Source organism: Rhodanobacter sp. Root179 (genome assembly GCF_001428465.1).
Taxonomy (GTDB): Bacteria; Pseudomonadota; Gammaproteobacteria; order Xanthomonadales; family Rhodanobacteraceae; genus Rhodanobacter.
The window spans coordinates 1-22,885 of sequence record NZ_LMHR01000042.1 but is presented as its reverse complement, the minus strand read 5'-3'; the positions used below and the strand labels follow the sequence as shown (position 1 = coordinate 22,885).

The 22,885-nt window shown below is 65.1% G+C and carries 36 protein-coding genes; 4 read left to right on the top strand and 32 right to left on the bottom strand.

Annotated features, from left to right (window positions below; all coding sequences use genetic code 11):
* Nucleotides 1-9: 9 nt before the first annotated feature.
* Both ASD82_RS02470 and ASD82_RS02465 read left to right on the top strand, forming a co-directional pair.
* Nucleotides 10-702: an ATP-binding protein gene (locus ASD82_RS02470; protein WP_056714908.1), complete on the top strand. Its 693-nt coding sequence runs from the start codon at nucleotides 10-12 to the stop codon at nucleotides 700-702.
* A complete protein-coding gene (locus tag ASD82_RS02465; RefSeq protein ID WP_056714906.1) occupies nucleotides 686-1,204 on the top strand; it encodes a mismatch-specific DNA-glycosylase in 519 nt (172 codons plus the stop codon). The genes ASD82_RS02470 and ASD82_RS02465 overlap by 17 nt, the downstream gene beginning before the upstream one ends.
* Nucleotides 1,205-1,213: 9 nt before the next feature.
* On the opposite strand, the gene ASD82_RS02460 is transcribed toward ASD82_RS02465, so the two are convergent.
* Both ASD82_RS02460 and ASD82_RS02455 read right to left on the bottom strand, forming a co-directional pair.
* Complete coding sequence (locus tag ASD82_RS02460) at nucleotides 1,214-2,503, bottom strand: cytochrome c (protein ID WP_056714904.1); 1,290 nt, start codon at nucleotides 2,501-2,503, stop codon at nucleotides 1,214-1,216.
* Nucleotides 2,500-3,249: a c-type cytochrome gene (locus tag ASD82_RS02455; protein WP_056714900.1), complete on the bottom strand. Its 750-nt coding sequence runs from the start codon at nucleotides 3,247-3,249 to the stop codon at nucleotides 2,500-2,502. The genes ASD82_RS02460 and ASD82_RS02455 overlap by 4 nt, the downstream gene beginning before the upstream one ends.
* 97 nt (nucleotides 3,250-3,346) lie before the next feature.
* Here ASD82_RS02455 and ASD82_RS02450 point away from each other — a divergent pair, with 97 nt between their 5' ends.
* Complete coding sequence (locus ASD82_RS02450) at nucleotides 3,347-4,969, top strand: amidase (RefSeq protein WP_056714897.1); 1,623 nt, start codon at nucleotides 3,347-3,349, stop codon at nucleotides 4,967-4,969.
* 23 nt (nucleotides 4,970-4,992) lie between these two features.
* Nucleotides 4,993-5,271 (top strand): hypothetical protein, encoded by a 279-nt coding sequence (locus tag ASD82_RS17280; RefSeq protein ID WP_082585218.1) that lies wholly within the window; start codon nucleotides 4,993-4,995, stop codon nucleotides 5,269-5,271.
* A 7-nt stretch (nucleotides 5,272-5,278) separates the two neighbouring features.
* On the opposite strand, the gene ASD82_RS02445 is transcribed toward ASD82_RS17280, so the two are convergent.
* From ASD82_RS02445 to rpsJ, 30 genes are all read right to left on the bottom strand, one after another.
* Nucleotides 5,279-6,088, bottom strand: coding sequence for a hypothetical protein (locus tag ASD82_RS02445; protein WP_056714894.1), 810 nt, complete (start codon nucleotides 6,086-6,088; stop codon nucleotides 5,279-5,281).
* Nucleotides 6,089-6,188: 100 nt separating this feature from the next.
* Nucleotides 6,189-7,571 carry a 3-deoxy-7-phosphoheptulonate synthase class II gene (locus ASD82_RS02440; protein WP_056714890.1) on the bottom strand — a complete coding sequence of 461 codons (1,383 nt, stop codon included), beginning with the start codon at nucleotides 7,569-7,571 and terminating at the stop codon, nucleotides 6,189-6,191.
* Nucleotides 7,572-7,600: 29 nt separating this feature from the next.
* Nucleotides 7,601-8,104, bottom strand: coding sequence for a disulfide bond formation protein B (locus tag ASD82_RS02435; protein WP_056714887.1), 504 nt, complete (start codon nucleotides 8,102-8,104; stop codon nucleotides 7,601-7,603).
* A 178-nt stretch (nucleotides 8,105-8,282) separates the two neighbouring features.
* Nucleotides 8,283-8,666, bottom strand: a complete 384-nt coding sequence (gene rplQ / locus ASD82_RS02430; protein WP_007808179.1) for a 50S ribosomal protein L17 — start codon at nucleotides 8,664-8,666, stop codon at nucleotides 8,283-8,285.
* A gap of 315 nt (nucleotides 8,667-8,981) precedes the next feature.
* Nucleotides 8,982-9,980: a DNA-directed RNA polymerase subunit alpha gene (gene rpoA / locus ASD82_RS02425; RefSeq protein ID WP_056714883.1), complete on the bottom strand. Its 999-nt coding sequence runs from the start codon at nucleotides 9,978-9,980 to the stop codon at nucleotides 8,982-8,984.
* A 15-nt stretch (nucleotides 9,981-9,995) separates the two neighbouring features.
* Nucleotides 9,996-10,622, bottom strand: coding sequence for a 30S ribosomal protein S4 (rpsD, locus tag ASD82_RS02420; RefSeq protein WP_007808182.1), 627 nt, complete (start codon nucleotides 10,620-10,622; stop codon nucleotides 9,996-9,998).
* Between the two features lie 10 nt (nucleotides 10,623-10,632).
* Nucleotides 10,633-11,019 (bottom strand): 30S ribosomal protein S11, encoded by a 387-nt coding sequence (rpsK, locus tag ASD82_RS02415; protein WP_007513384.1) that lies wholly within the window; start codon nucleotides 11,017-11,019, stop codon nucleotides 10,633-10,635.
* A gap of 83 nt (nucleotides 11,020-11,102) precedes the next feature.
* Nucleotides 11,103-11,459 (bottom strand): 30S ribosomal protein S13, encoded by a 357-nt coding sequence (rpsM, locus tag ASD82_RS02410; protein WP_056714881.1) that lies wholly within the window; start codon nucleotides 11,457-11,459, stop codon nucleotides 11,103-11,105.
* Nucleotides 11,460-11,597: 138 nt separating this feature from the next.
* A complete protein-coding gene (secY, locus tag ASD82_RS02405) occupies nucleotides 11,598-12,920 on the bottom strand; it encodes a preprotein translocase subunit SecY (RefSeq protein ID WP_056714878.1) in 1,323 nt (440 codons plus the stop codon).
* Between the two features lie 5 nt (nucleotides 12,921-12,925).
* A complete protein-coding gene (gene rplO, locus ASD82_RS02400) occupies nucleotides 12,926-13,357 on the bottom strand; it encodes a 50S ribosomal protein L15 (protein WP_007808185.1) in 432 nt (143 codons plus the stop codon).
* Nucleotides 13,358-13,362: 5 nt separating this feature from the next.
* A complete protein-coding gene (gene rpmD, locus ASD82_RS02395; protein ID WP_007808186.1) occupies nucleotides 13,363-13,563 on the bottom strand; it encodes a 50S ribosomal protein L30 in 201 nt (66 codons plus the stop codon).
* On the bottom strand, nucleotides 13,556-14,077 hold the full coding sequence (gene rpsE / locus ASD82_RS02390; protein WP_193385068.1) for a 30S ribosomal protein S5: 522 nt from the start codon (nucleotides 14,075-14,077) through the stop codon (nucleotides 13,556-13,558). Before rpsE ends, rpmD begins: the two co-directional genes overlap by 8 nt.
* 91 nt (nucleotides 14,078-14,168) lie before the next feature.
* The gene (gene rplR, locus ASD82_RS02385) at nucleotides 14,169-14,522 is read right to left on the bottom strand and encodes a 50S ribosomal protein L18 (RefSeq protein WP_056714875.1); all 354 of its coding nucleotides are present in this window, start codon (nucleotides 14,520-14,522) and stop codon (nucleotides 14,169-14,171) included.
* A 98-nt stretch (nucleotides 14,523-14,620) separates the two neighbouring features.
* Nucleotides 14,621-15,148, bottom strand: a complete 528-nt coding sequence (gene rplF, locus ASD82_RS02380; protein WP_056714873.1) for a 50S ribosomal protein L6 — start codon at nucleotides 15,146-15,148, stop codon at nucleotides 14,621-14,623.
* Nucleotides 15,149-15,159: 11 nt separating this feature from the next.
* Nucleotides 15,160-15,555 carry a 30S ribosomal protein S8 gene (rpsH, locus tag ASD82_RS02375; protein WP_007808190.1) on the bottom strand — a complete coding sequence of 132 codons (396 nt, stop codon included), beginning with the start codon at nucleotides 15,553-15,555 and terminating at the stop codon, nucleotides 15,160-15,162.
* A 226-nt stretch (nucleotides 15,556-15,781) separates the two neighbouring features.
* Nucleotides 15,782-16,087 carry a 30S ribosomal protein S14 gene (gene rpsN / locus ASD82_RS02370; protein WP_007808191.1) on the bottom strand — a complete coding sequence of 102 codons (306 nt, stop codon included), beginning with the start codon at nucleotides 16,085-16,087 and terminating at the stop codon, nucleotides 15,782-15,784.
* Between the two features lie 12 nt (nucleotides 16,088-16,099).
* Entirely contained in the window at nucleotides 16,100-16,642 is a 543-nt protein-coding gene (gene rplE, locus ASD82_RS02365) for a 50S ribosomal protein L5 (RefSeq protein WP_193385070.1), read from the bottom strand.
* Between the two features lie 9 nt (nucleotides 16,643-16,651).
* Nucleotides 16,652-16,966, bottom strand: coding sequence for a 50S ribosomal protein L24 (gene rplX, locus ASD82_RS02360; protein WP_007082185.1), 315 nt, complete (start codon nucleotides 16,964-16,966; stop codon nucleotides 16,652-16,654).
* 13 nt (nucleotides 16,967-16,979) lie between these two features.
* Nucleotides 16,980-17,348: a 50S ribosomal protein L14 gene (rplN, locus tag ASD82_RS02355; protein ID WP_007513359.1), complete on the bottom strand. Its 369-nt coding sequence runs from the start codon at nucleotides 17,346-17,348 to the stop codon at nucleotides 16,980-16,982.
* A gap of 14 nt (nucleotides 17,349-17,362) precedes the next feature.
* Nucleotides 17,363-17,638, bottom strand: coding sequence for a 30S ribosomal protein S17 (gene rpsQ, locus ASD82_RS02350; protein WP_056714870.1), 276 nt, complete (start codon nucleotides 17,636-17,638; stop codon nucleotides 17,363-17,365).
* A gap of 12 nt (nucleotides 17,639-17,650) precedes the next feature.
* A complete protein-coding gene (gene rpmC, locus ASD82_RS02345) occupies nucleotides 17,651-17,836 on the bottom strand; it encodes a 50S ribosomal protein L29 (protein ID WP_007808194.1) in 186 nt (61 codons plus the stop codon).
* Nucleotides 17,836-18,249 carry a 50S ribosomal protein L16 gene (rplP, locus tag ASD82_RS02340; protein WP_007808195.1) on the bottom strand — a complete coding sequence of 138 codons (414 nt, stop codon included), beginning with the start codon at nucleotides 18,247-18,249 and terminating at the stop codon, nucleotides 17,836-17,838. Before rplP ends, rpmC begins: the two co-directional genes overlap by 1 nt.
* Before the next feature lie 11 nt (nucleotides 18,250-18,260).
* A complete protein-coding gene (gene rpsC, locus ASD82_RS02335) occupies nucleotides 18,261-19,013 on the bottom strand; it encodes a 30S ribosomal protein S3 (RefSeq protein ID WP_007808196.1) in 753 nt (250 codons plus the stop codon).
* Nucleotides 19,014-19,028: 15 nt separating this feature from the next.
* Nucleotides 19,029-19,364, bottom strand: a complete 336-nt coding sequence (rplV, locus tag ASD82_RS02330) for a 50S ribosomal protein L22 (RefSeq protein ID WP_007513348.1) — start codon at nucleotides 19,362-19,364, stop codon at nucleotides 19,029-19,031.
* Nucleotides 19,364-19,636, bottom strand: a complete 273-nt coding sequence (gene rpsS / locus ASD82_RS02325) for a 30S ribosomal protein S19 (RefSeq protein ID WP_007082178.1) — start codon at nucleotides 19,634-19,636, stop codon at nucleotides 19,364-19,366. The genes rplV and rpsS overlap by 1 nt, the downstream gene beginning before the upstream one ends.
* Nucleotides 19,637-19,648: 12 nt before the next feature.
* The gene (gene rplB / locus ASD82_RS02320) at nucleotides 19,649-20,473 is read right to left on the bottom strand and encodes a 50S ribosomal protein L2 (RefSeq protein ID WP_007808200.1); all 825 of its coding nucleotides are present in this window, start codon (nucleotides 20,471-20,473) and stop codon (nucleotides 19,649-19,651) included.
* Nucleotides 20,474-20,490: 17 nt separating this feature from the next.
* On the bottom strand, nucleotides 20,491-20,784 hold the full coding sequence (gene rplW / locus ASD82_RS02315) for a 50S ribosomal protein L23 (protein ID WP_007808202.1): 294 nt from the start codon (nucleotides 20,782-20,784) through the stop codon (nucleotides 20,491-20,493).
* Entirely contained in the window at nucleotides 20,781-21,383 is a 603-nt protein-coding gene (gene rplD / locus ASD82_RS02310; RefSeq protein ID WP_007808203.1) for a 50S ribosomal protein L4, read from the bottom strand. Before rplD ends, rplW begins: the two co-directional genes overlap by 4 nt.
* Nucleotides 21,384-21,394: 11 nt before the next feature.
* Complete coding sequence (gene rplC, locus ASD82_RS02305; RefSeq protein ID WP_007808204.1) at nucleotides 21,395-22,036, bottom strand: 50S ribosomal protein L3; 642 nt, start codon at nucleotides 22,034-22,036, stop codon at nucleotides 21,395-21,397.
* A gap of 20 nt (nucleotides 22,037-22,056) precedes the next feature.
* Complete coding sequence (gene rpsJ / locus ASD82_RS02300) at nucleotides 22,057-22,368, bottom strand: 30S ribosomal protein S10 (protein WP_007082173.1); 312 nt, start codon at nucleotides 22,366-22,368, stop codon at nucleotides 22,057-22,059.
* Between the last annotated feature and the right edge of the window lie 517 nt (nucleotides 22,369-22,885).

Sequence of the window (22,885 nt, the reverse complement as noted above, 5' to 3'; positions counted from 1 at the left end):
GCTGAACGCATGACGACACCCATTCTGCTGGCCTGGAGCGGCGGCAAGGACTGCCTGCTGGCGCTGCAGCGGTTGCGGGCGGACTCGCAATGGCAGCTGGTCGGGCTGCTGACCACGCTCAACCGCAACTACCAGCGGGTGGCCATGCACGGCACCCCGCGCGAAGTGCTGCTGGCGCAGGCCGATGCGCTGGGGCTGCCGGTGCTCGAGGTGATGCTGGACTGGCCCGGCAGCAACGAGGCCTACGAGCAGGCCCATGCGCAGGCGCTGGTCGAGGCACGCATGCGCTGGCCGGGCATCCGCCACTGCGCCTTCGGCGACCTGTTCCTGGAGGACGTGCGCGACTACCGCGTGCGCCAGCTGGGCCGCGAGAACTGGCGCGCCGTGTTCCCGCTGTGGGGCGAGGACACCGCGACCCTGTCGCGGCGCTTCGTCAGCGAGGGCCATCGCGCCGCGCTGTGCTGCGTGGACACCCGGCAGCTGGACGCCGCCTTCTGCGGCCGCGACTACGACGCGGCCCTGCTCGACGCGCTGCCGGCCGGGGTCGATCCCTGCGGCGAGCGCGGCGAATTCCACACGCTCAGTTACGCCGGCCCGCTGTTCCGCCAGCCGCTGAAGCTGCGCCGCGGCGAGTCGGTGCTGCGCGACGAACGCTTCCAGTTCACCGACTTCCTGCTCGACGACCATGCCGCGACGGACTGATCCCATCCTGCCCGACCTGCTGCAAGCGGGCCTGGCGCTGGTGTTCTGCGGCACCGCGGCTGGCCGGCGCTCGGCCGCCGAACGGGCCTACTACGCCCACCCCGGCAACCTGTTCTGGCGCGCCCTGTTCGAGGCCGGGCTGACGCCCCGCCTGCTGGCACCGGCCGAATTCCCGCTGCTGACGGGCTACGGCATCGGCCTCACCGACCTGGCCAAGCGCCACAGCGGCAACGACGCCGACCTGCCACGCGATGCCTTCGACGTGCCGGCGCTGCGCGCCAGGATCGAACGCCATGCCCCGCGCCTGCTCGCCTTCACCAGCAAGAACGCGGCACGCGCCGCGCTCGGCCACGCGGTCAGCTACGGCATGCAGGAGGAAACCCTGGGCCAGACCCGGCTGTTCGTGCTGCCCTCCCCGTCCGGCCAGGCGCGCGGGCACTGGGACATCGTGCCGTGGCGGGCCTTGGCCGCGCACTACCGCGCGGCTCGCGCCGGCGGTTGAGCCGGCCGGTCAATCGACGGGCGTGTGCCGCGAAGCCCGCACCTGCTCGGCGCGCACGATCGAAGCCTGGTTGCTCCAGCTGCGGCGCAGGTAGGTCACCACGGCGGCCACTTCCTGGTCACTCAATTGCTGCGCGAACGGCGGCATCGAGTACGGCCGCGGGTTCGCCGTGGTGGCCGGGGCAAAGCCGCCGAGCAGGACCATCCGCGTGGCGTTGATGCCGCTGGGCTCGGTCACCGAGGAGTTGCCGTCCAGCGGCGGATAGATGCCGGCCACACCTTCGCCGCGCTTGCCGTGGCATTCCGCGCAATGCTGCGTGTAGACCTTCTCGCCCTGCTCGGTCAGCGCCTTGGCATCGAACAGCACGGGTTGTTCCGCGGCCGCGGCGCGGGGTGGCAGCGATTGCAGGTAGCTGGCGATCGCCTGCAGGTCGGCATCGCTCATGTGCTGGGTGCTGCCGGAAACCACCGCGGCCATCGGCCCGAAGGCTGCGCCTTTCGCCGACTGCCCGTTCTTCAGCAGGTCGACGATGTCCTGTGCGCTCCAGCCTTCCAGGCCACCGTGGCGGCGGGTGCTCAGATCCGGCGCGTACCAGTTCTGCACCGGGATCTGGCCGCCGGTGAGGTGCACGTCCGCCGGCGTGCCGCCCAGCGAGTCGCGGGCCGCATGGCATTCGTTGCAATGGCCCAGTCCCTGCACCAGGTAGGCGCCACGATTCCACTCGGCCGATCGCGCCGGGTCGGGCGTGTACCCGCCTTCGCGGAAGTACAGCGCGCGCCAGGCCTTCAGGCTGTTGCGCACGCTGTACGGGAAGGCCAGCGACGACTTGCCGTCGGGCTGGTGCACCGGCGGCAGCGACTGCAACCAGGCAAACATCGCCAGCGCGTCGTCGCGACTCACATGGGTATACGAGGTGTAGGGGAAGGCCGGATACAGCAGCTCGCCGTGACGACCCTTGCCGGCGTGCAGCGCCTGCCAGAAGTCCTCGAAGCTCCACTCGCCCAGGCCGGTCTCGCGATCGGGCGTGATGTTCGGCGCCGGGATGTCGCCAAAGGGCGTGACGATCACCCGACCGCCGGCCAGCGGCGCCCCACCCTGGGCGGTGTGGCAGCCGGCGCAGTCACCGACGATGGCCAGGTACCGGCCTTGCGCGAGCAACTGCGGGTCCGCCAGCGTGGCCGCGGAAACCTTGCTGGCCGAGCGCGGCGTGGGCGCATGGCCGCCACCGAACCACCACCAGGCCAGCAGCGCCACGATCAGCAGCACGACCGCCAGCAGCAGCCAACGCAGCGCTTTCATGAGTCGTCCCCGGTGGCGCCGAGCACCCCGCACGCCAGCGGCGGGGTCACCGAACCGGCCGGCTGCGCATGGGTGTCGGCGGGCAGCTCGCGACTGGCCAGCGCGGCGGCCACCGCGGTGATGTCCGCGGCGCTGAGCCGGCTCGCCACCGTGGCCATGCAGTCCGGCGCCACGGTGGAGCGGGTATGCGTGCGCCACGAGCCCAGTTGCGCGCTGAGGTAGTCATACGGTAAGCCGACCAGTCCGGGCGTGGACGGCTCCACGCCGGTCAGCTGGCTGCCGTGGCAACTGCTGCAGGCGGGAATCCTGCGGGCCGGGTCACCCTTGCCGATCAGTTCCTCGCCACGCTGCAGCGCCGCCGCCGACACCGGTGGCAGCGGCGAGCGGCTGTACGGCACCTGCTGCGCCGCGAAGTATTCGGCGATCTCGCGGATGTACGCCGGCGGCAACTGGCGCACCGTGTATTCCATCGGTGCGTACTTGCGCAGGCCGTTCTGGAAGTCCTGCAGCTGCCGCGCCAGATACGCGGCCGGCTTGCCCGCCAGCCGCGGGAAGTAGCCGCTGCCGGGGGTGCCTTCGCCGTGCACGCCGTGGCAGCTGGTGCAGGCGGCGATGCGCTGCTGCAAGGTGTCGGGAATCGCCGGCGCGTCGGCGGCGCGACTGGCGCTGGCGCCGATCAGCGCGAATGCAAACAGGGAGGCAACGGCAAACCAGCGGGGACGGAGCGGGCGACGGGTCTTGGTCATCCGCCCATTGTACGCGCGCCGCCGCGACGTCCAAGCCGCAGCGGCGCTAAGCTGCAGCCTTGCGACAGCAGCCGCTTCCACCAGACCGGGGGTTACCGTGAATCGTTCAGCCGTCCATCTCGCCGCGCTCGTCACCGCCCTGCTCGCCGGCCCGGCGCTGGCCGCAGAAGTTCCGGCGGCGCCGCCCGCCGACACCGCCTACGCCTCGATCGATCAGCTGCAGCAGCGCATGGAGGCCGGCACGCTGGACAGCCGCCAGTTGACGGGCCAGTTGCTGCAACGGATCGAACGGATCGACCGCGCCGGCCCGAGCCTGCACGCGGTGATCGAGACCAATCCCGATGCGCTGCAACTGGCCGGCACGCTGGACGCAGCCCGCGGTGCTCATGACAAGCGCGGCCCGCTGTACGGCATCCCGGTACTGCTCAAGGACAACATCGACACCGGCGACCGCATGCTGACCACGGCCGGCTCGCTGGCGCTGGCCGGCGCGCCCGCGCCGCGAGACGCCGGCCTGGTCGAGCGGCTGCGCAAGAGCGGCGCGCTGATCCTGGGCAAGACCAACCTCAGCGAGTGGGCGAACTTCCGCTCCAACCACGCCAGCAGCGGCTGGAGCGCCCGCGGCGGGCAGACCAAGAATCCCTACGTGCTCGACCGCAATCCCTGCGGTTCCAGCGCCGGCTCCGCGGCGGCGGTGGCGGCCGGGCTGACCACGGTGGCGATCGGCAGCGAGACCGACGGTTCGATCATCTGCCCCGCGGCGATGAACGGCATCGTGGGCATCAAGCCGACCCTGGGCCTGGTCAGCCGCAGCGGCATCGTGCCGATCAGCCACCGCCAGGACACGGCCGGCCCGATGGCGCGCAACGTGGCCGACGCCGCGGCCCTGCTCTCGGTGATCGCCGGCAGCGACCCGCGCGATCCGGCCACCCGCGACGCGGACAGGCACGCCACCGACTACACGAAGTTCCTCGATCCGAACGGACTGAAGGGCAAGCGCATCGGCGTGGTGCGCCAGCTGGCCGGGGCCGAGCCGAATGCCGATCGCGTGCTCGAAGAGTCGATCGCGTTGATGAAGGCGCAGGGCGCGATCATCGTCGACCCGGTGAAGCTGCCGCACCTGGCCGAGCTCGGCGCCCCGGAAATCACCGTGCTGCTGTACGACTTCAAGCACGACATCAATGCCTACCTCGCCACCCGGCAAGGCCTCGGCGTGAAGACGCTGGCCGACCTGATCGCGTTCAACCGCACGCACGCCAGCGAGGAGATGCCGTGGTTCGGCCAGGAGCTGTTCGAACAGGCGGAAAAGAAGGGCGCGCTCGGCGACAAGGCATACGTGGATGCGCTGGCCAGGGCGAAGCGGCTGTCCGGCCCGCAAGGCATCGATGCGGCGCTGCAGGCGCAACATCTGGACGCGCTGCTGGCGCCGTCGTGGGGGCCGGCCTTCATGACCGATCCGGTGCTGGGTGACCACATCGTCAGCGGCGACCCGACCGTGGGCGGCGCCTCGCAGCCGGCGGCCGTCTCGGGCTATCCGTCGATCACCGTGCCGGCAGGCTTCGCCCATGGCCTGCCCGTCGGCATCGTGCTGTTCGGCGCGAAGTGGAGCGAGCCGACGCTGATCGCGATCGCCTATGGCTTCGAGCAGCACGCGCAAGCCTGGCAACCGCCGCGGTTCCTCGACACCGTGGACGGCAAGCCGGTGCCGCCGGGCCGCTGAAGCGCCGGCCGGAGTCGCGACCGATGGAACGCCAACCGCACATCCACTGTCCGCATTGTGCCTGGGAGCCGCGGGCGGACAGCCGATGGTGCTGCACCTCGCGCGAACCCGGCTCGGGCTGCGGCACCTTGTGGAACACGTTCTGGACGGCGGGCTGCTGCCCCGGCTGCGGCCACTACTGGGAAATGACCCAGTGCCTGTTGTGCCGGCGGGCCTCGCCACACACGCAGTGGTACCACTTCCCGCCGCCGGACGAAGGTCATGTCGGCGAACGGGAGCAGGCGCTGGAGACGGTGGACTGATCCCCCCTCAGCGCAGGTAGACCGTCGGCCCCAGCACCGCCGCGAAGGCCAGCGTCATCAGCACGCCTGCCACGAAGATGGCGTAGCTCCGGTCGATCACGAATCCCCGCGGCGGCTCGTTGCAGGGCTTCGCGTAGGCGACGTTGAACAGGCCCGCGGTGCCGCCGAACGACGAGGCGACCGCCGACATCAGGGTGATTACGATGCCCAGCGGGTTGAACAGGCTGACCAGCACCGCCGACACGCCGCCGATCAGGTAGATCGCCATGGCGATGTGCCACTGGGTGCGGCCGGCGACCTCGCCGCCACCGAGCATCGCCCGCAACATCCGGATCGACTGTTTCACGACTCCGATATAGACGGCCAGACCGATCGCGAACATCACTGCGCGCCACAGCCAGGGCCACGACAGCGGACCGATGCCGCCGCCGGCAGCCGGACCCCAGTCGCCCAGGTTGGAGACGCCGGAAAACATCCAGTAACCGGCGGCCACCATGCCCTTCACCGTGAACACGATCCACAGCACCAGCCGCGGCAGCGGCCGCCGCGCACGATGCCAGCCGAGCAGCGCCAGCACGGCCAGCACCACGTCCATGCCAGTGCCGGCCATCGCCACCAGGCGATGGGCCCACGGACCGGTGCCGGGACATTCGATGTAGTACGCGCCGAGCTGGCTGGGCAGATGCCCGCTGGCGACGCAGGTGAGCGCGTGGCCGCCCAGTTCGTGCGCCATGGTCAGCAGCGGCAACAGCAACAGCGCCAGGCCGGCCAGCGTCCAGGGATCGACTCGCGGTGTGGTGCCCGTGGATTCGCTCATCGCTCGCGCCTCCGCTGTTCGTTGGAGGCATTATTCGCGCGTTTGGCAGGCACCGATCAGTGCGGACTGCCAGTTCCGCGCCATGACAACTGTCAGGCGCTCAAGCGCCGGCGTGCGCGGAGGAGCCGGCCGACTTGCGCACGATCAGCATGGCCAGTTCCAGCGACTGCTCGTAGTTCAGACGCGGATCGACCATCGACTTGTAGGCGCGATCGAGGTCGCTCTCGGACAGGTCGCGGGCGCCGCCCATGCATTCGGTGACATCTTCGCCGGTCAGCTCCAGGTGCACGCCGCCCAGCCGGGTGCCGGCCGCCGCGTGGAGGTCGAAGGCCTGCTCCAGCTCGCCGCGGATGTTGTCGAAACGCCGGGTCTTGTGGCCGTTCGAGGTGCTCTCGGTGTTGCCGTGCATCGGATCGGCCACCCACAGCACGCGACGACCTTCGCGCTTCACCGCCTCCAGCAGCGGCGGCAGCGCGGCGGCGATCTTCGCGTTGCCCATACGATGGATCAGGGTCAGCCGGCCCGGCTCGTCGTGCGGGTTCAGCGCGTCGATCAGCGGCAGCAACTGCTCCGGGGTCACCGAGGGGCCGACCTTGACCGCGACCGGATTGCGGATGCCGCGGAAATACTCCACGTGGGCGCCATCCAGTGCGGCGGTGCGCATGCCGATCCACGGGAAGTGGGTGGACAGGTTGAAGAACCCGGGATGGCGTGGCACCTGGCGAGTCAGGGCCTGCTCGTAATGCAGCAGCAGCGCCTCGTGCGAGGTGAAGAAATCCACCTTGGAGAAGCCAGCGATCGGACCGGCCAGGGTCTCCATGAAGCGCAGCGAATCGCCGATGCCGGCGACCATCTGCCGATACTCGGCTGCCAGCGGCGAATGCTCGACCCAGGCCAGATCCCAGTATTCCGGGTGGTGCAGATCGGCGAAGCCGCCGTCGATCAGGGCGCGCACGAAGTTCATGGTCAGCGCCGAATGCGCATGCGCCGTGATCAGTCGCTGCGGATCAGGCCGACGCGCCGCGACGGTGAATTCCGGACCGTTGACCACGTCGCCGCGGAAACTCGGCAGGCTCACGCCGTCGCGGGTTTCCATGTCGGTCGAACGCGGCTTGGCGTACTGGCCGGCAAAGCGACCCACGCGCAACACCGGTTTCTTCAAGCCGTGCACCAGCACCAGGCTCATCTGCAGCAGCACTTTCAGCCGGTTCGAGATCACCGGACTGGTGCAGTCGGCGAAGCTCTCCGCGCAATCACCGCCCTGCAGCAGGAAGCGTTGGCCTTCCTGCGCCTCGGCCAGCGACTGCTTCAGCGCCAGCACCTCCCACGAGGTGACCAGCGGCGGCAACTGCGCGAGGTGGGCGCCGGCAGCGGCCAGCTCGGCCGCGTCGTCGTACTGCGGCTGCTGCAGGGCCACGCGCCGCTGCCAGGAATCGGGGGCCCAGTGATCCGGGATGTGGACATCAGACACGACGGGATTCATGGCATGGCCTTCGGCGGCGACAAGAGCATTCACCTGGACGACGTCACCCGACGGGTGGCGACGACCGCCAACACGGCCAGCAACGCGAACCACAACAGGGTCCAGGCCGGCATCGGCAAGCCCAGGATCGGTTCCACCTTGGCGCACTCGCCGGAACCGGTGAACACCAGCTTCAGCATCTTCGCGAACGGGAACGCGTCCAGCATGTAACCCAGGCCGGGGCCGCAGGAAGGCACCTGGTCGGCAGGCAGGCTCTGCAGCCACAGATGGCGGCCGGCGGTGACGATGCCGCCCACGGCGCCCGCCAGCACCAGTCCCGTATACACCCAGCGCCCCCTGCCCTTCGGCGCGTGGATGGCGCCCAGCAGGAAGAACAAGGCCATCATCAGGAAGGCGATGCGCTGGAAGATGCACAACGGGCACGGCGTCATGCCCAGCCCGTACTCGGCGTACAGGGCGAACGCCAGCAGCGCCGCGCAGACCAGGAAGCCGACGAAGAAAGTGACGCGATACGACCAGCGGAATGGATTCATGACGGATTGTTGCGTTGCGGAACCCGTGACATTACCGGTTCGCCGGGGCGCTGTCAGCCCATCCCGGCATTTGGCGGAAAAGCGCGATCCCGCGCCCGGCCGTATCGCACAAAAAAACCCGGCGGGTTGCCCGGCCGGGTTTTCACTTTGCATGCCACGGCTGCTCAGCCGAGGCGACTTACTCGGCGTCGACGGCCTCGACCTGAGGACGGCCGACCAGCTCGACATACGCCATCGGCGCGTTGTCGCCGGCGCGGAAGCCGCACTTGAGGATGCGCAGGTAACCACCGGGACGCTCCTTGTAGCGCGGTCCCAGCTCGACAAACAGCTTGCCGACCGCTTCCTTGTCGCGCAGGCGCGAGAAAGCGAGACGACGATTGGCGACGCCATCGACCTTGCCCAGCGTGATCAGCGGCTCGGCCACGCGACGAAGTTCCTTCGCCTTGGGCAGGGTGGTGCGGATCAGCTCGTGCTTGATCAGCGACGACGCCATGTTCTTGAACATCGCTTCGCGATGCGAACTGGTGCGATTGAGTTTGCGTCCGGATTTTTGATGGCGCATGACTGGATACTCTTGAAGGTCTGTTGTTATGAAAAGCCGGCACGCATGTCCGGATTCCCGCGGTTACCCGCTATGAGGAGCCTTTTTGAACCGGGCTCTTGTTCGAAAGCACGGTCGTCATGGACGACCGTCTCTGGCGACCGGCGGAGCAGGCAGAACCGTGCTCGCCAAGCGCAACGACCGGCGATCAAACGGGATCGCCAAAAAAACAACGCGACCATGACGGCCGCTGGTGGTGTCTGGCGAGAGAGCCGAAACTCGACCTCGCCAGTGCACCGGCATCGTTCGCGATCACGAATGATCGCGACTCGACGATCAACCCAACTGCATGCCGTGCGACAGACCCGGCGGCGGCCAGTTCTCGAGCTTCATGCCCAGCGCGAGACCACGCCCGCCCAGCACGTCCTTGATTTCCGTCAGCGACTTCTTGCCCAGGTTCGGCGTCTTCAGCAACTCGACCTCGGTCTTCTGCACCAGGTCGCCGATGTAGTAGATGCTCTCGGCCTTCAGGCAGTTCGCCGAACGCACGGTCAGCTCCAGATCGTCGATCGGACGCAGCAGCAGCGGATCGAAACCGCTCTTCTCGGCCTTGTCGGTGGCGCTCTCGCGACGCGAGAAGTCACCGAACACGGACAGCTGGTCGTTGATGATCTCGGCGGCCTTGCGCACCGCGTCTTCCGCACCGATGGTGCCGTTGGTTTCGATGTCCAGCACCAGCTTGTCGAGGTTGGTGCGCTGCTCGACACGAGCGGCGTCCACTTCGTAAGCCACGCGGAGCACCGGCGCGAACGACGCATCCAGCTGCAGGCGACCGATCGGGCGCGCCTCGTCATCCGGATGCTGACGCGTGCTGGCCGGCTGGTAGCCGACGCCGCGACGCACCTTCAGGCGCATGTTGAGCGCGATGTCCTTGGTCAGGTGGCAGATCACGTGCTCGGGGTTGATGATTTCCACCGAGTGGTCGACGACGATGTCGCCGGCCGTGACCACGCCCTTGCCCTTCTTGGACAGGGTCAGGGTGACTTCATCACCCGTGTGCTGGCGAATCGCCACGTCCTTCAGGTTGAGCAGGACTTCGATAACGTCCTCCTGCAGGCCTTCCAGGGTGGTGTATTCGTGCAGCACGCCATCGATTTCAACCTCGACGATGGCGCTGCCAGGGATCGAGGAGAGCAGCACGCGACGCAGCGCGTTGCCCAGGGTATGGCCAAAGCCACGCTCGAGCGGCTCGACCACCACCTTGGCGCGGTTGGCTCCGAGCTGTTCGACGCTGAGGCCACGAGGCCGCAGCACGCTAGTTGACGAAACTGCCATGCAGAACTCCGGTAATTACTTCGAGTAAAGCTCGACGATCAATGCTTCATTGATGTCGGACGGCAGATCACCGCGATCCGGCACCGACTTGAACGTGCCTTCGAACTTCTTGGCGTCGACTTCGACCCAGATCGGACGCAGATCCATGGTGTCGAACACGGTCGCGGCTTCCTGTACACGCAGCTGCGTGCGACCCTTCTCGGTCAGCGCGATCGCGTCGCCGGGACGAACCTGGTAGGAAGGAATGTTCACCTTCTTGCCGTTGACCAGGATCGCCTTGTGGGCAACCAGCTGGCGGGCCTGGGCGCGGGTGACCGCGAAGCCCATGCGGTAGACGACGTTGTCCAGGCGGCTCTCGAGCAGGCGCAACAGGTTTTCACCGGTGTTGCCCTTGGTCGTCGACGCCTTGGTGTAGTAGTTGCTGAACTGGCGCTCAAGCACGCCGTAGATGCGTTTGACCTTCTGCTTCTCACGCAGCTGCACGGCATAGTCGGACATGCGCATGCGCTTGTTCGCGCCATGCTGGCCGGGCTTGTTTTCCAGCTTGCACTTGGAATCCAGCGCGCGCGCCGGGCTCTTCAGACTGAGATCCGCTCCCTCGCGACGGGCGAGTTTGCAGGTAGCTCCACGATAACGGGCCATGGGTTACTCCTTAGACTCGACGCTTCTTGGGGGGACGGCAGCCGTTGTGCGGAATCGGCGTGACGTCGATGATGTTGAGCACCTTGTAGCCCAACGCGTTCAGCGAACGCACCGCCGACTCGCGGCCCGGGCCGGGGCCCTTGATGCGCACTTCCACCGTCTTCACGCCGTAGTCGCCGGCAGCGCGGCCAGCCTTCTCGGCGGCAACCTGCGCTGCGAACGGGGTCGACTTGCGCGAGCCACGGAAACCGGCGCCGCCGGCAGTAGCCCACGACAAGGCATTGCCCTGGCGATCGGTGATGGTGACGATGGTGTTGTTGAAGGAGGCCTGCACGTGGGCCACGGCATCCGTGACAACGCGCTTGATCTTCTTCTTGGTTTTAACCGGCTTAGCCATAATTTTTGAGGCTCTTAGTAATCAGTGCGACCATGCAAGGCCGCTTTTTGATCGTCGCGATCAGGAATGATCGCACTGTTCAATTACTTCTTGATCGCGCGACGCGGACCCTTGCGGGTACGTGCGTTGGTACGCGTGCGCTGACCGCGCACCGGCAGGCCACGACGGTGGCGCAAGCCACGGTAGCAACCCAGGTCCATCAGACGCTTGATGGCCATGCCCACCTCGCGGCGAAGATCGCCCTCGACGGTGTACTTGGCGATCTCGTGGCGGATCTTCTCCACCTCGCCTTCACTGAGGGACTTGATCTGGGTGGTCGGAACCACGCCAGCATCCACGCAGACCTGTTTGGCTCGGCTGCGGCCGATACCGTAAATGCTCTGCAGACCAACCCAGACATGCTTCTGGACCGGCAAATTGACACCCGCGATGCGCGCCATGATGTACTTTCTCCGATGCGTTTCGTGCGCGGTAAACGCGCAATTTTAACCTGAATTACCCTGACTGGAAAGCCCTGCGGCACCGAGGCGCCGCCAGCTTCCTACCTTTGACCAAAACCGCGTCCACACCAGCAGCCACTAGTTGCGACGAAGATTGGCCTTCTTGAGCAGACTTTCGTACTGGTGACTGACCAGGTGCGCCTGCACCTGAGAGGTAAAGTCCATCACCACCACCACCACGATCAGCAGCGACGTGCCACCGAAATAGAACGGAACATGCCAGGCGCTCTGCATGAACGACGGCACCAGACATACCAGTACCAGATACAACGCACCGACACCGGTCAGACGAGTCATCACCGCATCAATGTAGTTGGCCGTTCCCTTGCCCGGGCGGATACCCGGAATCAGGGCACCCGACCGCTTGAGGTTGTCGGCGGTCTCGTCCGCGTTGAAAACGATCGCGGTGTAGAAGAACGCAAAACCGATCACCAGTACCGAAAACACGATTTCGTACAGCGGATTGCCAGGGCTCAGCGCCTGCACCAGATCCTGCACCCAGCGCGACTGCTGACCGGTGCTGAACCAGCTCACCGCGGTCGCCGGGAACATCAGCAGACTCGAGGCGAAGATCGGCGGGATCACGCCCGACATGTTGATCTTCAGCGGCAGGTTCGAGCTCTGGTTCATGTAGGCCTTCTGCCCACCGGACCGCCGTGCGTAGTTCACCGTGATCCGCCGCTGCGCCCGCTCCATGAACACCACGAAGGCAGTCACCGCCAGCGCCAGGCCGAACACCATCAACAGCTTGATCAGCGACAGCTCGCCGTTGCTGGCCATGCCCAGGGTATGCACCACCGCCCCTGGCAGACCGGCCACGATGCCGGCGAAGATCAGCAGCGAAATGCCGTTGCCGACACCGCGCTCGGTCATCTGCTCGCCCAGCCACATCAGGAACATCGTGCCGGCGGTCAGACCCACCACCGACGACAGGACGAAACCGAAGCCAGGCGTATAGACGACCGGAGCACCGCCCGCCGCGACCTGACCCTGCAATGCCACCGCGATGCCGAACGACTGGAAAGCCGCCAGCGCCACCGTCGCATAGCGCGTGTACATGGTCATCTTGCGCTTGCCGGACTCGCCTTCCTTGCGCAAGGCCTGCAGGCTTGGCACGACCGCTCCCATCATCTGGAACACGATGGATGCCGAGATGTACGGGATCACGCCCAGCGCAAACACCGAGAACCGCGCCAGCGCACCACCCGAGAACATGTTGAACATGTCCATCAGGCCGTTGCCGCTGACCAGGCTGGTCATCGCCTCGGGGTTGACGCCGGGAACCGGAATGAACGAACCGAGCCGGAACACCACCAGCGCACCAATCACGAAGAAGATGCGCTGGCGAAGCTCCGTGAGTTTGCCGAGCTTGCCGAGTGCGTTGCCCTTGGCTGCTGCCACCGGCCTTACTCCACGCTGCCGCCGGCCGCCTCGATGGCTGCCTTGGCGCCGGCGGTAGCCAGCAGACCAGACAACTTCACCGCGCGACCGATTTCACCCTTGAGGACGACCTTGACCCGCTTCGCGCGGCTGTTGATCAGGCCAGCCTGATGCAGCACGACGACGTCGATCACGTCAGCCTTGAGGTTGGCCAGCTGGTACAGGAACACTTCCTGGCTCGCGACCAGCTTCTTGGAACGGAAACCGATCTTCGGCATCCGGCGGTTCAGCGGCATCTGGCCGCCTTCGAAACCGAACTTGTGGGTGCCGCCCGCGCGGGCATGCTGACCCTTGTGACCGCGACCGGCGGTCTTGCCCATGCCCGAACCGATACCGCGAGCGACGCGCAGACGCGACTTGCGGGAACCGGCGGCCGGCTTGATGTCATTCAAACGCATGATGATTACTCCTCGACCCGGACCAGGTAGTAGACCGTGTTGATCAGGCCACGAACCTGCGGACTGTCCTTCAACTCGCGGACGTCATTGAGCTTGCCCAGGCCCAGCGCCTTGACGCTGAGGCGATGACGAGCCTGCACGCCGCGCAGGCCCTTGACCAGGCGCACGCGCACCGTGGCGGCGGCGGTTTCGTTCTTCTTAGCCATTACCCAACACCTCATCCAGGGTCTTGCCACGCTTGGCGGCGATCTTCTTGGGCGAGGCGACCGCCTGCAGGCCCTTGATGGTCGCGCGCACCAGGTTGATCGGGTTGCGCGAACCCACGGCCTTGGCCAGCACGTTCTTCACGCCGACCACTTCCAGCACGGCACGCATGGCGCCGCCGGCGATCACGCCGGTACCTTCGGAGGCCGGCTGCATGTAGACGCGGGCCGCGCCGTGATTCGCCTTGACGGCATACCACAACGTACCGTTGTTCAGCTCGATGTCGACCATCTGGCGACGGGCGCGCTCCATGGCCTTGGAAATGGCCACCGGCACTTCACGCGCCTTGCCATAACCAAAACCCACCTTGCCCTCGCCGTCACCGACGACAGTCAGTGCGGTGAAGCTCATCTGGCGGCCGCCCTTGACGGTCTTGGCCACACGGTTGACGGCAATCAACTTTTCCAGCAGGCCGTCGGAATTTTCGCGATCGGTAGAAGACATGTTCTTTTCCATGTGCCCGGAATACCGGGACTTTGCTTGCGGCTGAGCCGCTTGGAGTTGTAGGTGACGCAGTGGAAATCGGGATGACCCGACCCGGTGCTACTCAGAACTTCAGACCGGCCTCACGGGCGGCTTCGGCCAGCGCCTTGATGCGACCGTGGTAGCGGAAGCCCGAACGGTCGAAGGCGACCGACTCGATGCCCGCTGCCATGGCGCGCTCAGCGACGGCCTTGCCCACTGCCGCGGCGGCGGTGAGATTCTTGGTGCCCCTGAGCCCCTCGGAGACCGACTTCTGCACGGTGGAAGCGGCAGCCACCACGTTCGTGCCGGAGGCGTCGAACACCTGGGCGTAAATGTGCTGGCCCGTGCGATGCACCGACAGGCGGGCGACGGCCAGCTTGCGGATGTGCGAACGCGTGGACTTGGCGCGGCGCAGGCGATTTTCGTTCTTGTTCATTTCTCAGTTCCTCGAAAGCGGATCGGCAAATGGCTGGTAACTGCTCTTGGTGAAGAGTCCAGCCATGGATGGCCGGTCTTCGCGCAGGGACAGCGCCTTTATGCCTTCTTGGCTTCCTTCAGGGTGATCTTCTCGCCGGAGTAGCGCACGCCCTTGCCCTTGTAGGGTTCCGGCGGACGGAAACCGCGAATCTTGGCAGCAACTTGGCCCACCACCTGCTTGTCCGCGCCCTTGATAAGGACTTCGGTCTGCGTCGGGGTTTCGATGCTGATGCCTTCCGGCGCCTCGAAGACCACCGGGTGCGAGAAGCCCAGGCTCAGGTTCAGCGACTTGCCGGCCATGGAAACGCGATAGCCGACGCCGACCAGCTCGAGCTTGCGCTCGTAGCCGGTGGACACACCGGTGACCATGTTGGCCAGCAGCGCACGAGCGGTACCGCCGAACTTGTCGTCGGCGCCCTCGTCCAGGCTGATGTTCGCCACACCGTTTTCGACTGCAACGGTGACGCCCGGCAGGTGATGCACGGACAGGGTGCCCTTCGGGCCTTTCACCGAGATCTGGTCGTTGCCGACGGTCAGCTCGACGCCCTTCGGCAGGGAAATGGGTTGTTTGGCAACACGTGACATCGAAGGACTCCTTATGCCACTTGGCCGATGACTTCGCCGCCCAGACCCTTGGCACGGGCCTGCGCATCGGTCAACAGACCAGCGGAAGTCGAGATGATCGAGATACCCAGGCCACCGAGGACCTTCGGCAGCTCGTCCTTGCCGCGGTATACACGCAGGCCGGAACGGCTGACACGGGAAATGCGCTCGATGGCCGGCTGGCCCTCGAAATACTTGAGCTTGATCTCGAGCACCGGCTTGCCTTCCTCGGCGGAAGTCTTGGCGTCGAGGATGTAGCCCTCGTTCTTGAGAAGGTCGGCGATCGCCACCTTCAGTTTCGACGACGGCATACGCACGGTCGGCTTGCCCATGGCCTGGGCATTGCGGACGCGCGTGAACAGATCGGCGATGGGATCAGTCATGCTCATGAAAACATCCTTCAGAGTGCACCGATATCCGATAAAACCGGAAATCAATCAGATTGTGAGCTGGCAAGACGCCAGCCTGCGTTGCGCAGACCGCCGACTATAACAGCAATTTCAGGTTTTGGCGAATAGCGATGCGGTAGTCGCATCCGGCAGCCGCAACAACCGTTGCGGCCGACCACGACGAGGCGGGCAATCTGCCCGCCCGCCAGTGCGGAACGTTGTTGGGTTACCAGCTGGCCTTGCGCAGACCCGGCACGTCGCCGCGCATGGTCGCTTCACGCAGCTTGTTGCGGCCCAGGCCGAACTTCGCATAGACCGCACGCGGACGACCGGTCAGCGCGCAACGGGTACGCTGGCGCACCGGACTCGCATCGCGCGGCAGCTTCTGCAGCTTGGTCTGAGCTTCCATCTTCTCCTCGTAGGAGGCCTTGGGGCTCAGCACGATCGCCTTCAGCTCGGCGCGCTTGGCGGCGAACTTCTCGACGAGTTTGGTCCGCTTGATATCGCGGTTCACCATTGATGTCTTGGCCATGGATAACGCCTATCAGTTGCGGAACGGGAAGCTGAACGCTGCCAGCAGGGCTTTCGCCTCTTCGTCGGTCTTGGCGGTGGTGGCGATGGAGATATCCATGCCGCGCAGCGCGTCAACCTGGTCGAAGTCGATCTCAGGGAAGATGATCTGTTCCTTGATGCCGAAGTTGTAGTTGCCACGGCCGTCGAAGGCCTTCGCCGAGACACCACGGAAGTCGCGCACGCGCGGCAGCGAGATGTTGATCAGGCGATCCATGAACTCCCACATCTGGGCGCGACGCAAGGTGACCTTGCAGCCGATCGGCCAGCCGTCGCGGATCTTGAACGAGGCCACCGAAACGCGGGCCTTGGTCGTGATCGGCTTCTGACCCGAGAGCTTGGCCATGTCGGCCACGGCGTTCTCCAGGATCTTCTTGTTGCCGGCAGCTTCACCCACGCCCATGTTCAGCGTGATCTTGGTGATGCGGGGAACCTGCATCACGTTCTGGTAGCCGAACTGCTCGGTGAGCTTGGCGACTACCTTCTCTTTGTAGAAATTTTCGAGGCGGGTCATGATCGTGATTCCTTACGCGTCCACGACCTCGCCATTCGAACGGAACACGCGGACCTTGCGCCCATCTTCGAGCGTTTTGGTGCCGACGCGTTCACCCTTGTTCGTGGCGGGGTTGAACAGCTGCACATTGGAGAGATGGATCGAGGCCTCACGCTCGACGATGCCACCGGCCTGATTGGCCTGCGGATTCGGCTTGGTGTGGCGCTTGACCAGGTTCACGTTGGAGACGAATACACGCTCGCCTGCAACACGCAGCACGTCGCCGCGCTGACCCTTGTTCTTGCCGGTGATCACGAGGACCTGATCACCCTTGCGGATACGGTTCATATCTTGACTCCGCTCAGAGCACTTCGGGCGCAAGCGAGACGATCTTCATGAACTTCTCGCTGCGCAGCTCGCGGGTGACCGGCCCGAAAATACGGGTGCCGATCGGCTCGAGCTTGTTGTTGAGGAGGACCGCTGCATTGCCGTCGAAACGGATCAGCGAACCATCGGGACGGCGGACACCCTTGGCGGTGCGAACCACCACGGCATTGTACACCTCGCCCTTCTTGACCTTGCCGCGGGGAATCGCATCCTTCACGGTGACCTTGATGACGTCACCGATCGCGGCGTAACGACGCTTGGAGCCGCCGAGCACCTTGATGCACATCAATTCCTTCGCGCCGCTGTTGTCCGCTGCGGAAAGCGTGCTTTGCATCTGGATCATGTCTGCACCCTCCCTTAGACGTTGGCGCGCGTGATGATCTCGACCACGCGGTGATGTTTGGTCTTGGACAATGGACGGCACTCGGCGATACGCACGAGGTCACCCTCGTTCGCACCCAGGTCGTCCTGCGCATGCAGCTTGGTCGACCGGCGGATGATCTTGCCGAGCAGCCAATGCTGCTCCTGACGCTCGACCAGGACGGTAACCGTCTTGTCCATCTTGTTGCTGGTGACGCGACCTTCGAGGGTACGCGTCTGCTTCTTGTCAGATTGAATCTGGTTGTCGCTCATGTCGGCCGTCCCTTACTTCTTGCTGCCGAGCACGAACTTCGTGCGGGCGATGTCGCGCCGAACGCGGCGCAGCTGGTGCGGCTGGGTAAGCTGGCCGGAACCCTTCTGCATGCGCAGATTGAACTGCTCCTTGCGCAGGTCCAACAGATGCTGCTTCAGCTCGTCGGCCGACTGGTTGTTGATATCTTTGCTGGCCATCACATCACCGCCCGGGTCACAAACTGGGTCTGCACCGAGAGCTTGGCGGCGGCCAGGCGGAACGCCTCGCGTGCCGTCGTCTCGTCGACGCCCTCGATCTCGTAAAGCATGCGACCAGGCTGGATCGGAGCGACCCAGAACTCGACGCTGCCCTTGCCGGCGCCCATGCGGACTTCGATGGGCTTCTTGGTGATCGGCTTGTCGGGGAACACACGGATCCACAACTTGCCGCCACGCTTGACGAAGCGGGTGATGCAACGACGGGCGGCTTCGATCTGGCGCGCGGTGAGCGCACCGTGGGTCGTCGCCTTCAGGCCGTACTCGCCAAAGCTGACGAGGTTGGAGCACTGAGCCAGACCGTCGTTGCGGCCCTTGAACTGCTTGCGGTATTTGGTTCGCTTAGGTTGCAACATGGCAACTCTCCTTACTTCGCAGACCGCTCGCGGCGGCCGTCACCGGCCTCGCGACGCGAATCGTTACGACGACCTTCGCCACCTTCGCGGCGCGGCTGCGACGGCTCGTCCTTCGACTCCTGGCTGGCAGCGGCCAGATCGAAGATCTCGCCCTTGTAGACCCAGACCTTGATGCCGATGATGCCGTAGGTGGTTTTCGCCTCGGCCGTGCCGTAGTCGATGTCGGCGCGCAGCGTGTGCAGCGGCACCCGACCTTCGCGAGCCCACTCGGAACGGGCGATCTCGGCACCGTTCAGACGACCGGAAACGTTGATCTTGATGCCCAGGGCGCCCAGGCGCATCGCGTTGCCGACCGAGCGCTTCATCGCGCGGCGGAACATGATGCGACGCTCCAGCTGCTGCGCGATCGACTCGGCAACCAGCTGCGCGTCCAGCTCGGGCTTGCGCACTTCATTGACGTTGATGTGCGTCGGAACGCCCATCATGTCGCTGACTTCCTTGCGCAGCTTCTCGATATCCTCGCCCTTCTTGCCGATCACCACGCCCGGACGGGCGGTGTGGATCGTCACGCGTGCGGTCTTGGCCGGACGCTCGATCTGGATCTTCGAGATGCCGGCGGCAGCCAGCTTCTTCTTCAGCATGTCGCGGACCTTGATGTCGGCCACGAGATACTTCGCGTAATCGCCCTTGTTGGCGTACCACTTCGAGTTCCAGTCCTTGGCAATGCCGAGGCGGATACCGGTGGGATGAACTTTATGACCCATCGTCTATGTCCCCGGTCAGTTACCAACAACCACAGTGATGTGGCTGGTGCGCTTGAGAATGCGCGAACCGCGGCCTTTGGCGCGGGCATACATGCGCTTCATCGCCGGACCTTCGTCGACGAAGATGCTGGCCACTTTCAGCTCGTCGACGTCGGCGCCGAGATTGTTCTCGGCGTTGGCGACGGCCGACAGCAGCACCTTGCGGACAAGGTGTGCGGCCTTCTTGTTGGTATAGGTGAGCACGTCGCTGGCCCGGCCCACGGGAAGCCCGCGGACGAGATCAGCCACCAGGCGTGCCTTTTGCGCCGAAATGCGGGCGCCGCGCAGGATCGCTTTGGCTTCAGTGCTCATCACTTGCCCTTCTTGTCGCCGACATGGCCTTTGAACGTGCGGGTCACCGCGAACTCGCCGAGCTTGTGCCCGACCATGTTCTCGTTGATCAGGACGGGCACGTGCTGACGGCCGTTGTGGATGGCGATGGTCAAGCCGACCATTTCCGGCAGGATCATCGAGCGACGCGACCAGGTCTTGATCGGGCGCTTGTTGTTGGCGGAAACCGCAGCTTCCACCTTCTTTACGAGGTGAAGGTCGACGAACGGACCTTTCTTCAAAGAGCGAGGCATGTCGGCTTCCTGTTACTTGGTACGACGACGCACGATGAACTGCTGCGTGCGCTTGTTGTTACGGGTCTTGTAACCCTTGGCCGGCGTGCCCCACGGGCTGACCGGATGACGACCGCCGGAGGTCTTGCCTTCACCACCACCGTGCGGATGGTCGACCGGGTTCATCACCACACCGCGAACGGTCGGGCGAATACCCAGCCAGCGCTTGGCGCCGGCCTTGCCGAGCTTCTTCAGGCTGTGCTCGCCGTTGCCGACTTCACCGATGGTGGCGCGGCAATCGACCGAGACGCGACGCATCTCGCCGGAGCGAAGACGCAACGTGGCGTAGCCGGACTCACGGGCCACCAGCTGCACGGAGGCGCCGGCGCTGCGGGCGATCTGCGCGCCCTTGCCCGGACGCAGTTCGATGCAGTGAATGGTGCTGCCCATCGGGATGTTGCGCAGCTGCAGGCAGTTGCCAGCCTTGATCGGCGCGTCACGACCGGACACCAGGCGATCGTCCACCTGCACGCCCTTCGGCGCGATGATGTAACGACGCTCGCCGTCGGCGTAGCACAGCAACGCGATGTGCGCGGTGCGGTTCGGATCGTATTCGATGCGCTCGACGCGGGCGGCGATGCCTTCCTTGTCGCGCTTGAAGTCGATGATGCGGTAATGCTGCTTGTGACCGCCGCCACGATGACGCACGGTGATGCGACCGTGGTGGTTGCGGCCGCCGGTGCGGGACTGTGACTCGGTCAACGCCGCGTACGGCGCGCCCTTGTACAGGCCTTCCGTCTTGACGCTGACTGCGTCGCGACGACCCGGCGAGGTCGGCTTGTGGTTGATTAGTGCCATCTCACAGAACTCCTGGCTCAGGCCTTGGCGGCGACGTCGATGGTCTGGCCATCGGCAAGACGCACGTAGGCCTTGCGCTTGCCCTGGCGGCTGCCAGCGCGTTGACGAAAGGCTTTGACCTTGCCCTTGGTGTTGACGAGGTTCACCTGTTCGACCTTGACGTCGAACAGCTTCTCCACGGCAGAACGGACATCGGCCTTGGTTGCCGTGGGGGCGACCACGAATACGTACTGGTTGTGTTCGGCGAGACGCGCCGATTTCTCGGAGATGTGCGGCGCGCGCAGCGTGTCGAGAATGCGTTCGTTGTTCATGCCAGCCACTCCTCGACCTTCTTCACGGCGTCAACCGTCATCACCACATGGTCGGAACCGACCAGGCTGACCGGGTTCAGACCCATCACATCCAGCACATGGATGTAGGGGATGTTGCGGGCAGCCAGGAACACTGCCTCGGAGGCGTCTTCGGACACCAGCAGCACGCGACCGGAAACTTCCAGCTCGGCCAGCTTGGCAACCATCAACGAGGTCTTCGGGGACTCGACGCCGAAGCTCTCGACGACCTTCAGGCGACCCTGACGGGCCAGCTCGGAGAAGATCGAGCGAATCGCGACGCGGTAGGCCTTGCGGTTGACCTTCTGCTCGTAGCTGCGGGGCTTTGCCGCGAACGCACGACCGCCGCCGACAAAGATCGGAGCGCGATAGTCGCCGTGACGGGCGCCACCGCCCTTCTGCTTCTTGAACTTCTTGGTGGTGCCGGACATCTGGCCGCGCGACAGCTGCGACTGGGTACCTGCACGACCGGCCGCCTGGTAGGCGATCACGACCTGGTGGACCAGTGCCTTCTTGTACTCGCCGCCGAACACTTCGTCCGACACGCTGAGCGGCTTGGCGCCAATAACATTGAGTTCCATGGCGTCTCTCCTCAGCTCTTCGTCGTCGGGCGGATGATGACGTCGCCACCGGTTGCACCCGGCACCGCGCCCTTCACCGCAATCAGATGACGCTCGGCGTCGACCTTGACCACTTCCAGACCCTGCTGCGTGCGGTTGACCGCACCCATGTGGCCGGACATCTTCTTGCCCGGGAACACGCGGCCCGGGGTCTGGCGCTGGCCGATGGAGCCCGGCGCGCGATGCGACAGCGAGTTACCGTGGGTGGCATCACCCATCTTGAAGTTCCAGCGCTTGATCGTGCCCTGGAAGCCCTTGCCCTTCGACACGCCGGCGACATCGACGATCTGGCCAACGGTGAACACGTCGTCAGCCTTGATCTCGGCGCCCACTTCGTACTTGCCGAGGTCATCGGCAGACACGCGGAATTCCCACAAGCCACGACCCGGCTCGACCTTCGCCTTCGCGTAGTGACCCTTCAGCGGCTGCGTCAGGAGGTTTGCGCGCTTGCTGCCCGCGGAAACCTGGACGGCGCTGTAGCCATCGTTATCGTCCGTCTTCAGCTGGGTCACCCGGTTCGGCGTCGCTTCGATCAGCGTCACCGGAATCGAGCGGCCATCTTCAGTGAAGAGCCGGCTCATGCCGCATTTGCGGCCAACCAATCCGATACTCATATTCGTATCCTGTCTGTCGCTCAACCGAGCTTGATCTGAACATCGACGCCAGCGGCGAGATCAAGCTTCATGAGCGCGTCCACGGTCTTGTCGTTCGGGTCGACGATGTCGAGCACACGCTTGTGGGTACGGGTCTCGTACTGGTCGCGTGCATCCTTGTCGACGTGCGGCGACGTCAGAATGGTGTAACGCTCGATCTTGGTCGGAAGCGGAATCGGGCCGAGTACCGTGGCACCCGTGCGCTTTGCCGTCTCGACGATCTCGCTGGCGGAGCGGTCGATCAGTCGATGATCGTACGCTTTCAGCCGAATCCGAATCTTCTGGTTCGCCATAACCGTGTCCTGTTGTCTAAAGAACGTAATGTGAAACGAAGCGGCTTCTCACCGCCCCGCACTACCTTTTGCCACTGCATCGGCGTCGCGCGGTGAACTGCATGACCCCTCTGAAAAACGCCAGGCGAGCAACGGAACGCTCGCCTGGCACAATCCGAATCTCGCGCAAAATGACGTGTCGACAGGATTTGCCCTGTCATCACGTCGACTTGCGAGGGCCGATCCACGGCCAGCGAACTCGAAACACATCCTGTGTCTCATTTCGCGGTAGGTCAGCCAAAACATGTCTGGCTGACGAGTGAGCTGCCAAGTATACCGACAAAACTTCGACAAGTGAAGGGGGTGTAGCGCGATCCGGAGATCACCGCCTTGCCGATCGGGTTACTGGCTTACAGGTGCCGGGGAACGGGGAACGCGGCTTTGGCTCGCTCCGTTCCCCGTTCCCCGCTTTTTCTTACTTGATGACCTTGGCCACCACGCCGGCGCCGACGGTGCGGCCGCCTTCGCGAATGGCGAA

What these genes read in the sequence shown, in the direction of transcription:
- ASD82_RS02470 (WP_056714908.1), top strand. Translation starts at nt 10, where the DNA reads ATGACGACACCCATTCTGCTGGCCTGGAGCGGCGGCAAGGACTGCCTG.
- ASD82_RS02465 (WP_056714906.1), top strand. Translation starts at nt 686, where the DNA reads ATGCCGCGACGGACTGATCCCATCCTGCCCGACCTGCTGCAAGCGGGC.
- ASD82_RS02460 (WP_056714904.1), bottom strand. Translation starts at nt 2,503, where the DNA reads ATGAAAGCGCTGCGTTGGCTGCTGCTGGCGGTCGTGCTGCTGATCGTG.
- ASD82_RS02455 (WP_056714900.1), bottom strand. Translation starts at nt 3,249, where the DNA reads ATGACCAAGACCCGTCGCCCGCTCCGTCCCCGCTGGTTTGCCGTTGCC.
- ASD82_RS17280 (WP_082585218.1), top strand. Translation starts at nt 4,993, where the DNA reads ATGGAACGCCAACCGCACATCCACTGTCCGCATTGTGCCTGGGAGCCG.
- ASD82_RS02445 (WP_056714894.1), bottom strand. Translation starts at nt 6,088, where the DNA reads ATGAGCGAATCCACGGGCACCACACCGCGAGTCGATCCCTGGACGCTG.
- ASD82_RS02440 (WP_056714890.1), bottom strand. Translation starts at nt 7,571, where the DNA reads ATGAATCCCGTCGTGTCTGATGTCCACATCCCGGATCACTGGGCCCCC.
- ASD82_RS02435 (WP_056714887.1), bottom strand. Translation starts at nt 8,104, where the DNA reads ATGAATCCATTCCGCTGGTCGTATCGCGTCACTTTCTTCGTCGGCTTC.
- rplQ (WP_007808179.1), bottom strand. Translation starts at nt 8,666, where the DNA reads ATGCGCCATCAAAAATCCGGACGCAAACTCAATCGCACCAGTTCGCAT.
- rpoA (WP_056714883.1), bottom strand. Translation starts at nt 9,980, where the DNA reads ATGGCAGTTTCGTCAACTAGCGTGCTGCGGCCTCGTGGCCTCAGCGTC.
- rpsD (WP_007808182.1), bottom strand. Translation starts at nt 10,622, where the DNA reads ATGGCCCGTTATCGTGGAGCTACCTGCAAACTCGCCCGTCGCGAGGGA.
- rpsK (WP_007513384.1), bottom strand. Translation starts at nt 11,019, where the DNA reads ATGGCTAAGCCGGTTAAAACCAAGAAGAAGATCAAGCGCGTTGTCACG.
- rpsM (WP_056714881.1), bottom strand. Translation starts at nt 11,459, where the DNA reads ATGGCGCGCATCGCGGGTGTCAATTTGCCGGTCCAGAAGCATGTCTGG.
- rplO (WP_007808185.1), bottom strand. Translation starts at nt 13,357, where the DNA reads ATGCGTTTGAATGACATCAAGCCGGCCGCCGGTTCCCGCAAGTCGCGT.
- rpmD (WP_007808186.1), bottom strand. Translation starts at nt 13,563, where the DNA reads ATGGCTAAGAAGAACGAAACCGCCGCCGCCACGGTGCGCGTGCGCCTG.
- rpsE (WP_193385068.1), bottom strand. Translation starts at nt 14,077, where the DNA reads ATGGAAAAGAACATGTCTTCTACCGATCGCGAAAATTCCGACGGCCTG.
- rplR (WP_056714875.1), bottom strand. Translation starts at nt 14,522, where the DNA reads ATGAACAAGAACGAAAATCGCCTGCGCCGCGCCAAGTCCACGCGTTCG.
- rplF (WP_056714873.1), bottom strand. Translation starts at nt 15,148, where the DNA reads ATGTCACGTGTTGCCAAACAACCCATTTCCCTGCCGAAGGGCGTCGAG.
- rpsH (WP_007808190.1), bottom strand. Translation starts at nt 15,555, where the DNA reads ATGAGCATGACTGATCCCATCGCCGATCTGTTCACGCGCGTCCGCAAT.
- rpsN (WP_007808191.1), bottom strand. Translation starts at nt 16,087, where the DNA reads ATGGCCAAGACATCAATGGTGAACCGCGATATCAAGCGGACCAAACTC.
- rplX (WP_007082185.1), bottom strand. Translation starts at nt 16,966, where the DNA reads ATGAACCGTATCCGCAAGGGTGATCAGGTCCTCGTGATCACCGGCAAG.
- rplN (WP_007513359.1), bottom strand. Translation starts at nt 17,348, where the DNA reads ATGATCCAGATGCAAAGCACGCTTTCCGCAGCGGACAACAGCGGCGCG.
- rpsQ (WP_056714870.1), bottom strand. Translation starts at nt 17,638, where the DNA reads ATGAGCGACAACCAGATTCAATCTGACAAGAAGCAGACGCGTACCCTC.
- rpmC (WP_007808194.1), bottom strand. Translation starts at nt 17,836, where the DNA reads ATGGCCAGCAAAGATATCAACAACCAGTCGGCCGACGAGCTGAAGCAG.
- rplP (WP_007808195.1), bottom strand. Translation starts at nt 18,249, where the DNA reads ATGTTGCAACCTAAGCGAACCAAATACCGCAAGCAGTTCAAGGGCCGC.
- rpsC (WP_007808196.1), bottom strand. Translation starts at nt 19,013, where the DNA reads ATGGGTCATAAAGTTCATCCCACCGGTATCCGCCTCGGCATTGCCAAG.
- rplV (WP_007513348.1), bottom strand. Translation starts at nt 19,364, where the DNA reads ATGAGCACTGAAGCCAAAGCGATCCTGCGCGGCGCCCGCATTTCGGCG.
- rpsS (WP_007082178.1), bottom strand. Translation starts at nt 19,636, where the DNA reads ATGCCTCGCTCTTTGAAGAAAGGTCCGTTCGTCGACCTTCACCTCGTA.
- rplB (WP_007808200.1), bottom strand. Translation starts at nt 20,473, where the DNA reads ATGGCACTAATCAACCACAAGCCGACCTCGCCGGGTCGTCGCGACGCA.
- rplW (WP_007808202.1), bottom strand. Translation starts at nt 20,784, where the DNA reads ATGAACAACGAACGCATTCTCGACACGCTGCGCGCGCCGCACATCTCC.
- rplD (WP_007808203.1), bottom strand. Translation starts at nt 21,383, where the DNA reads ATGGAACTCAATGTTATTGGCGCCAAGCCGCTCAGCGTGTCGGACGAA.
- rplC (WP_007808204.1), bottom strand. Translation starts at nt 22,036, where the DNA reads ATGAGTATCGGATTGGTTGGCCGCAAATGCGGCATGAGCCGGCTCTTC.
- rpsJ (WP_007082173.1), bottom strand. Translation starts at nt 22,368, where the DNA reads ATGGCGAACCAGAAGATTCGGATTCGGCTGAAAGCGTACGATCATCGA.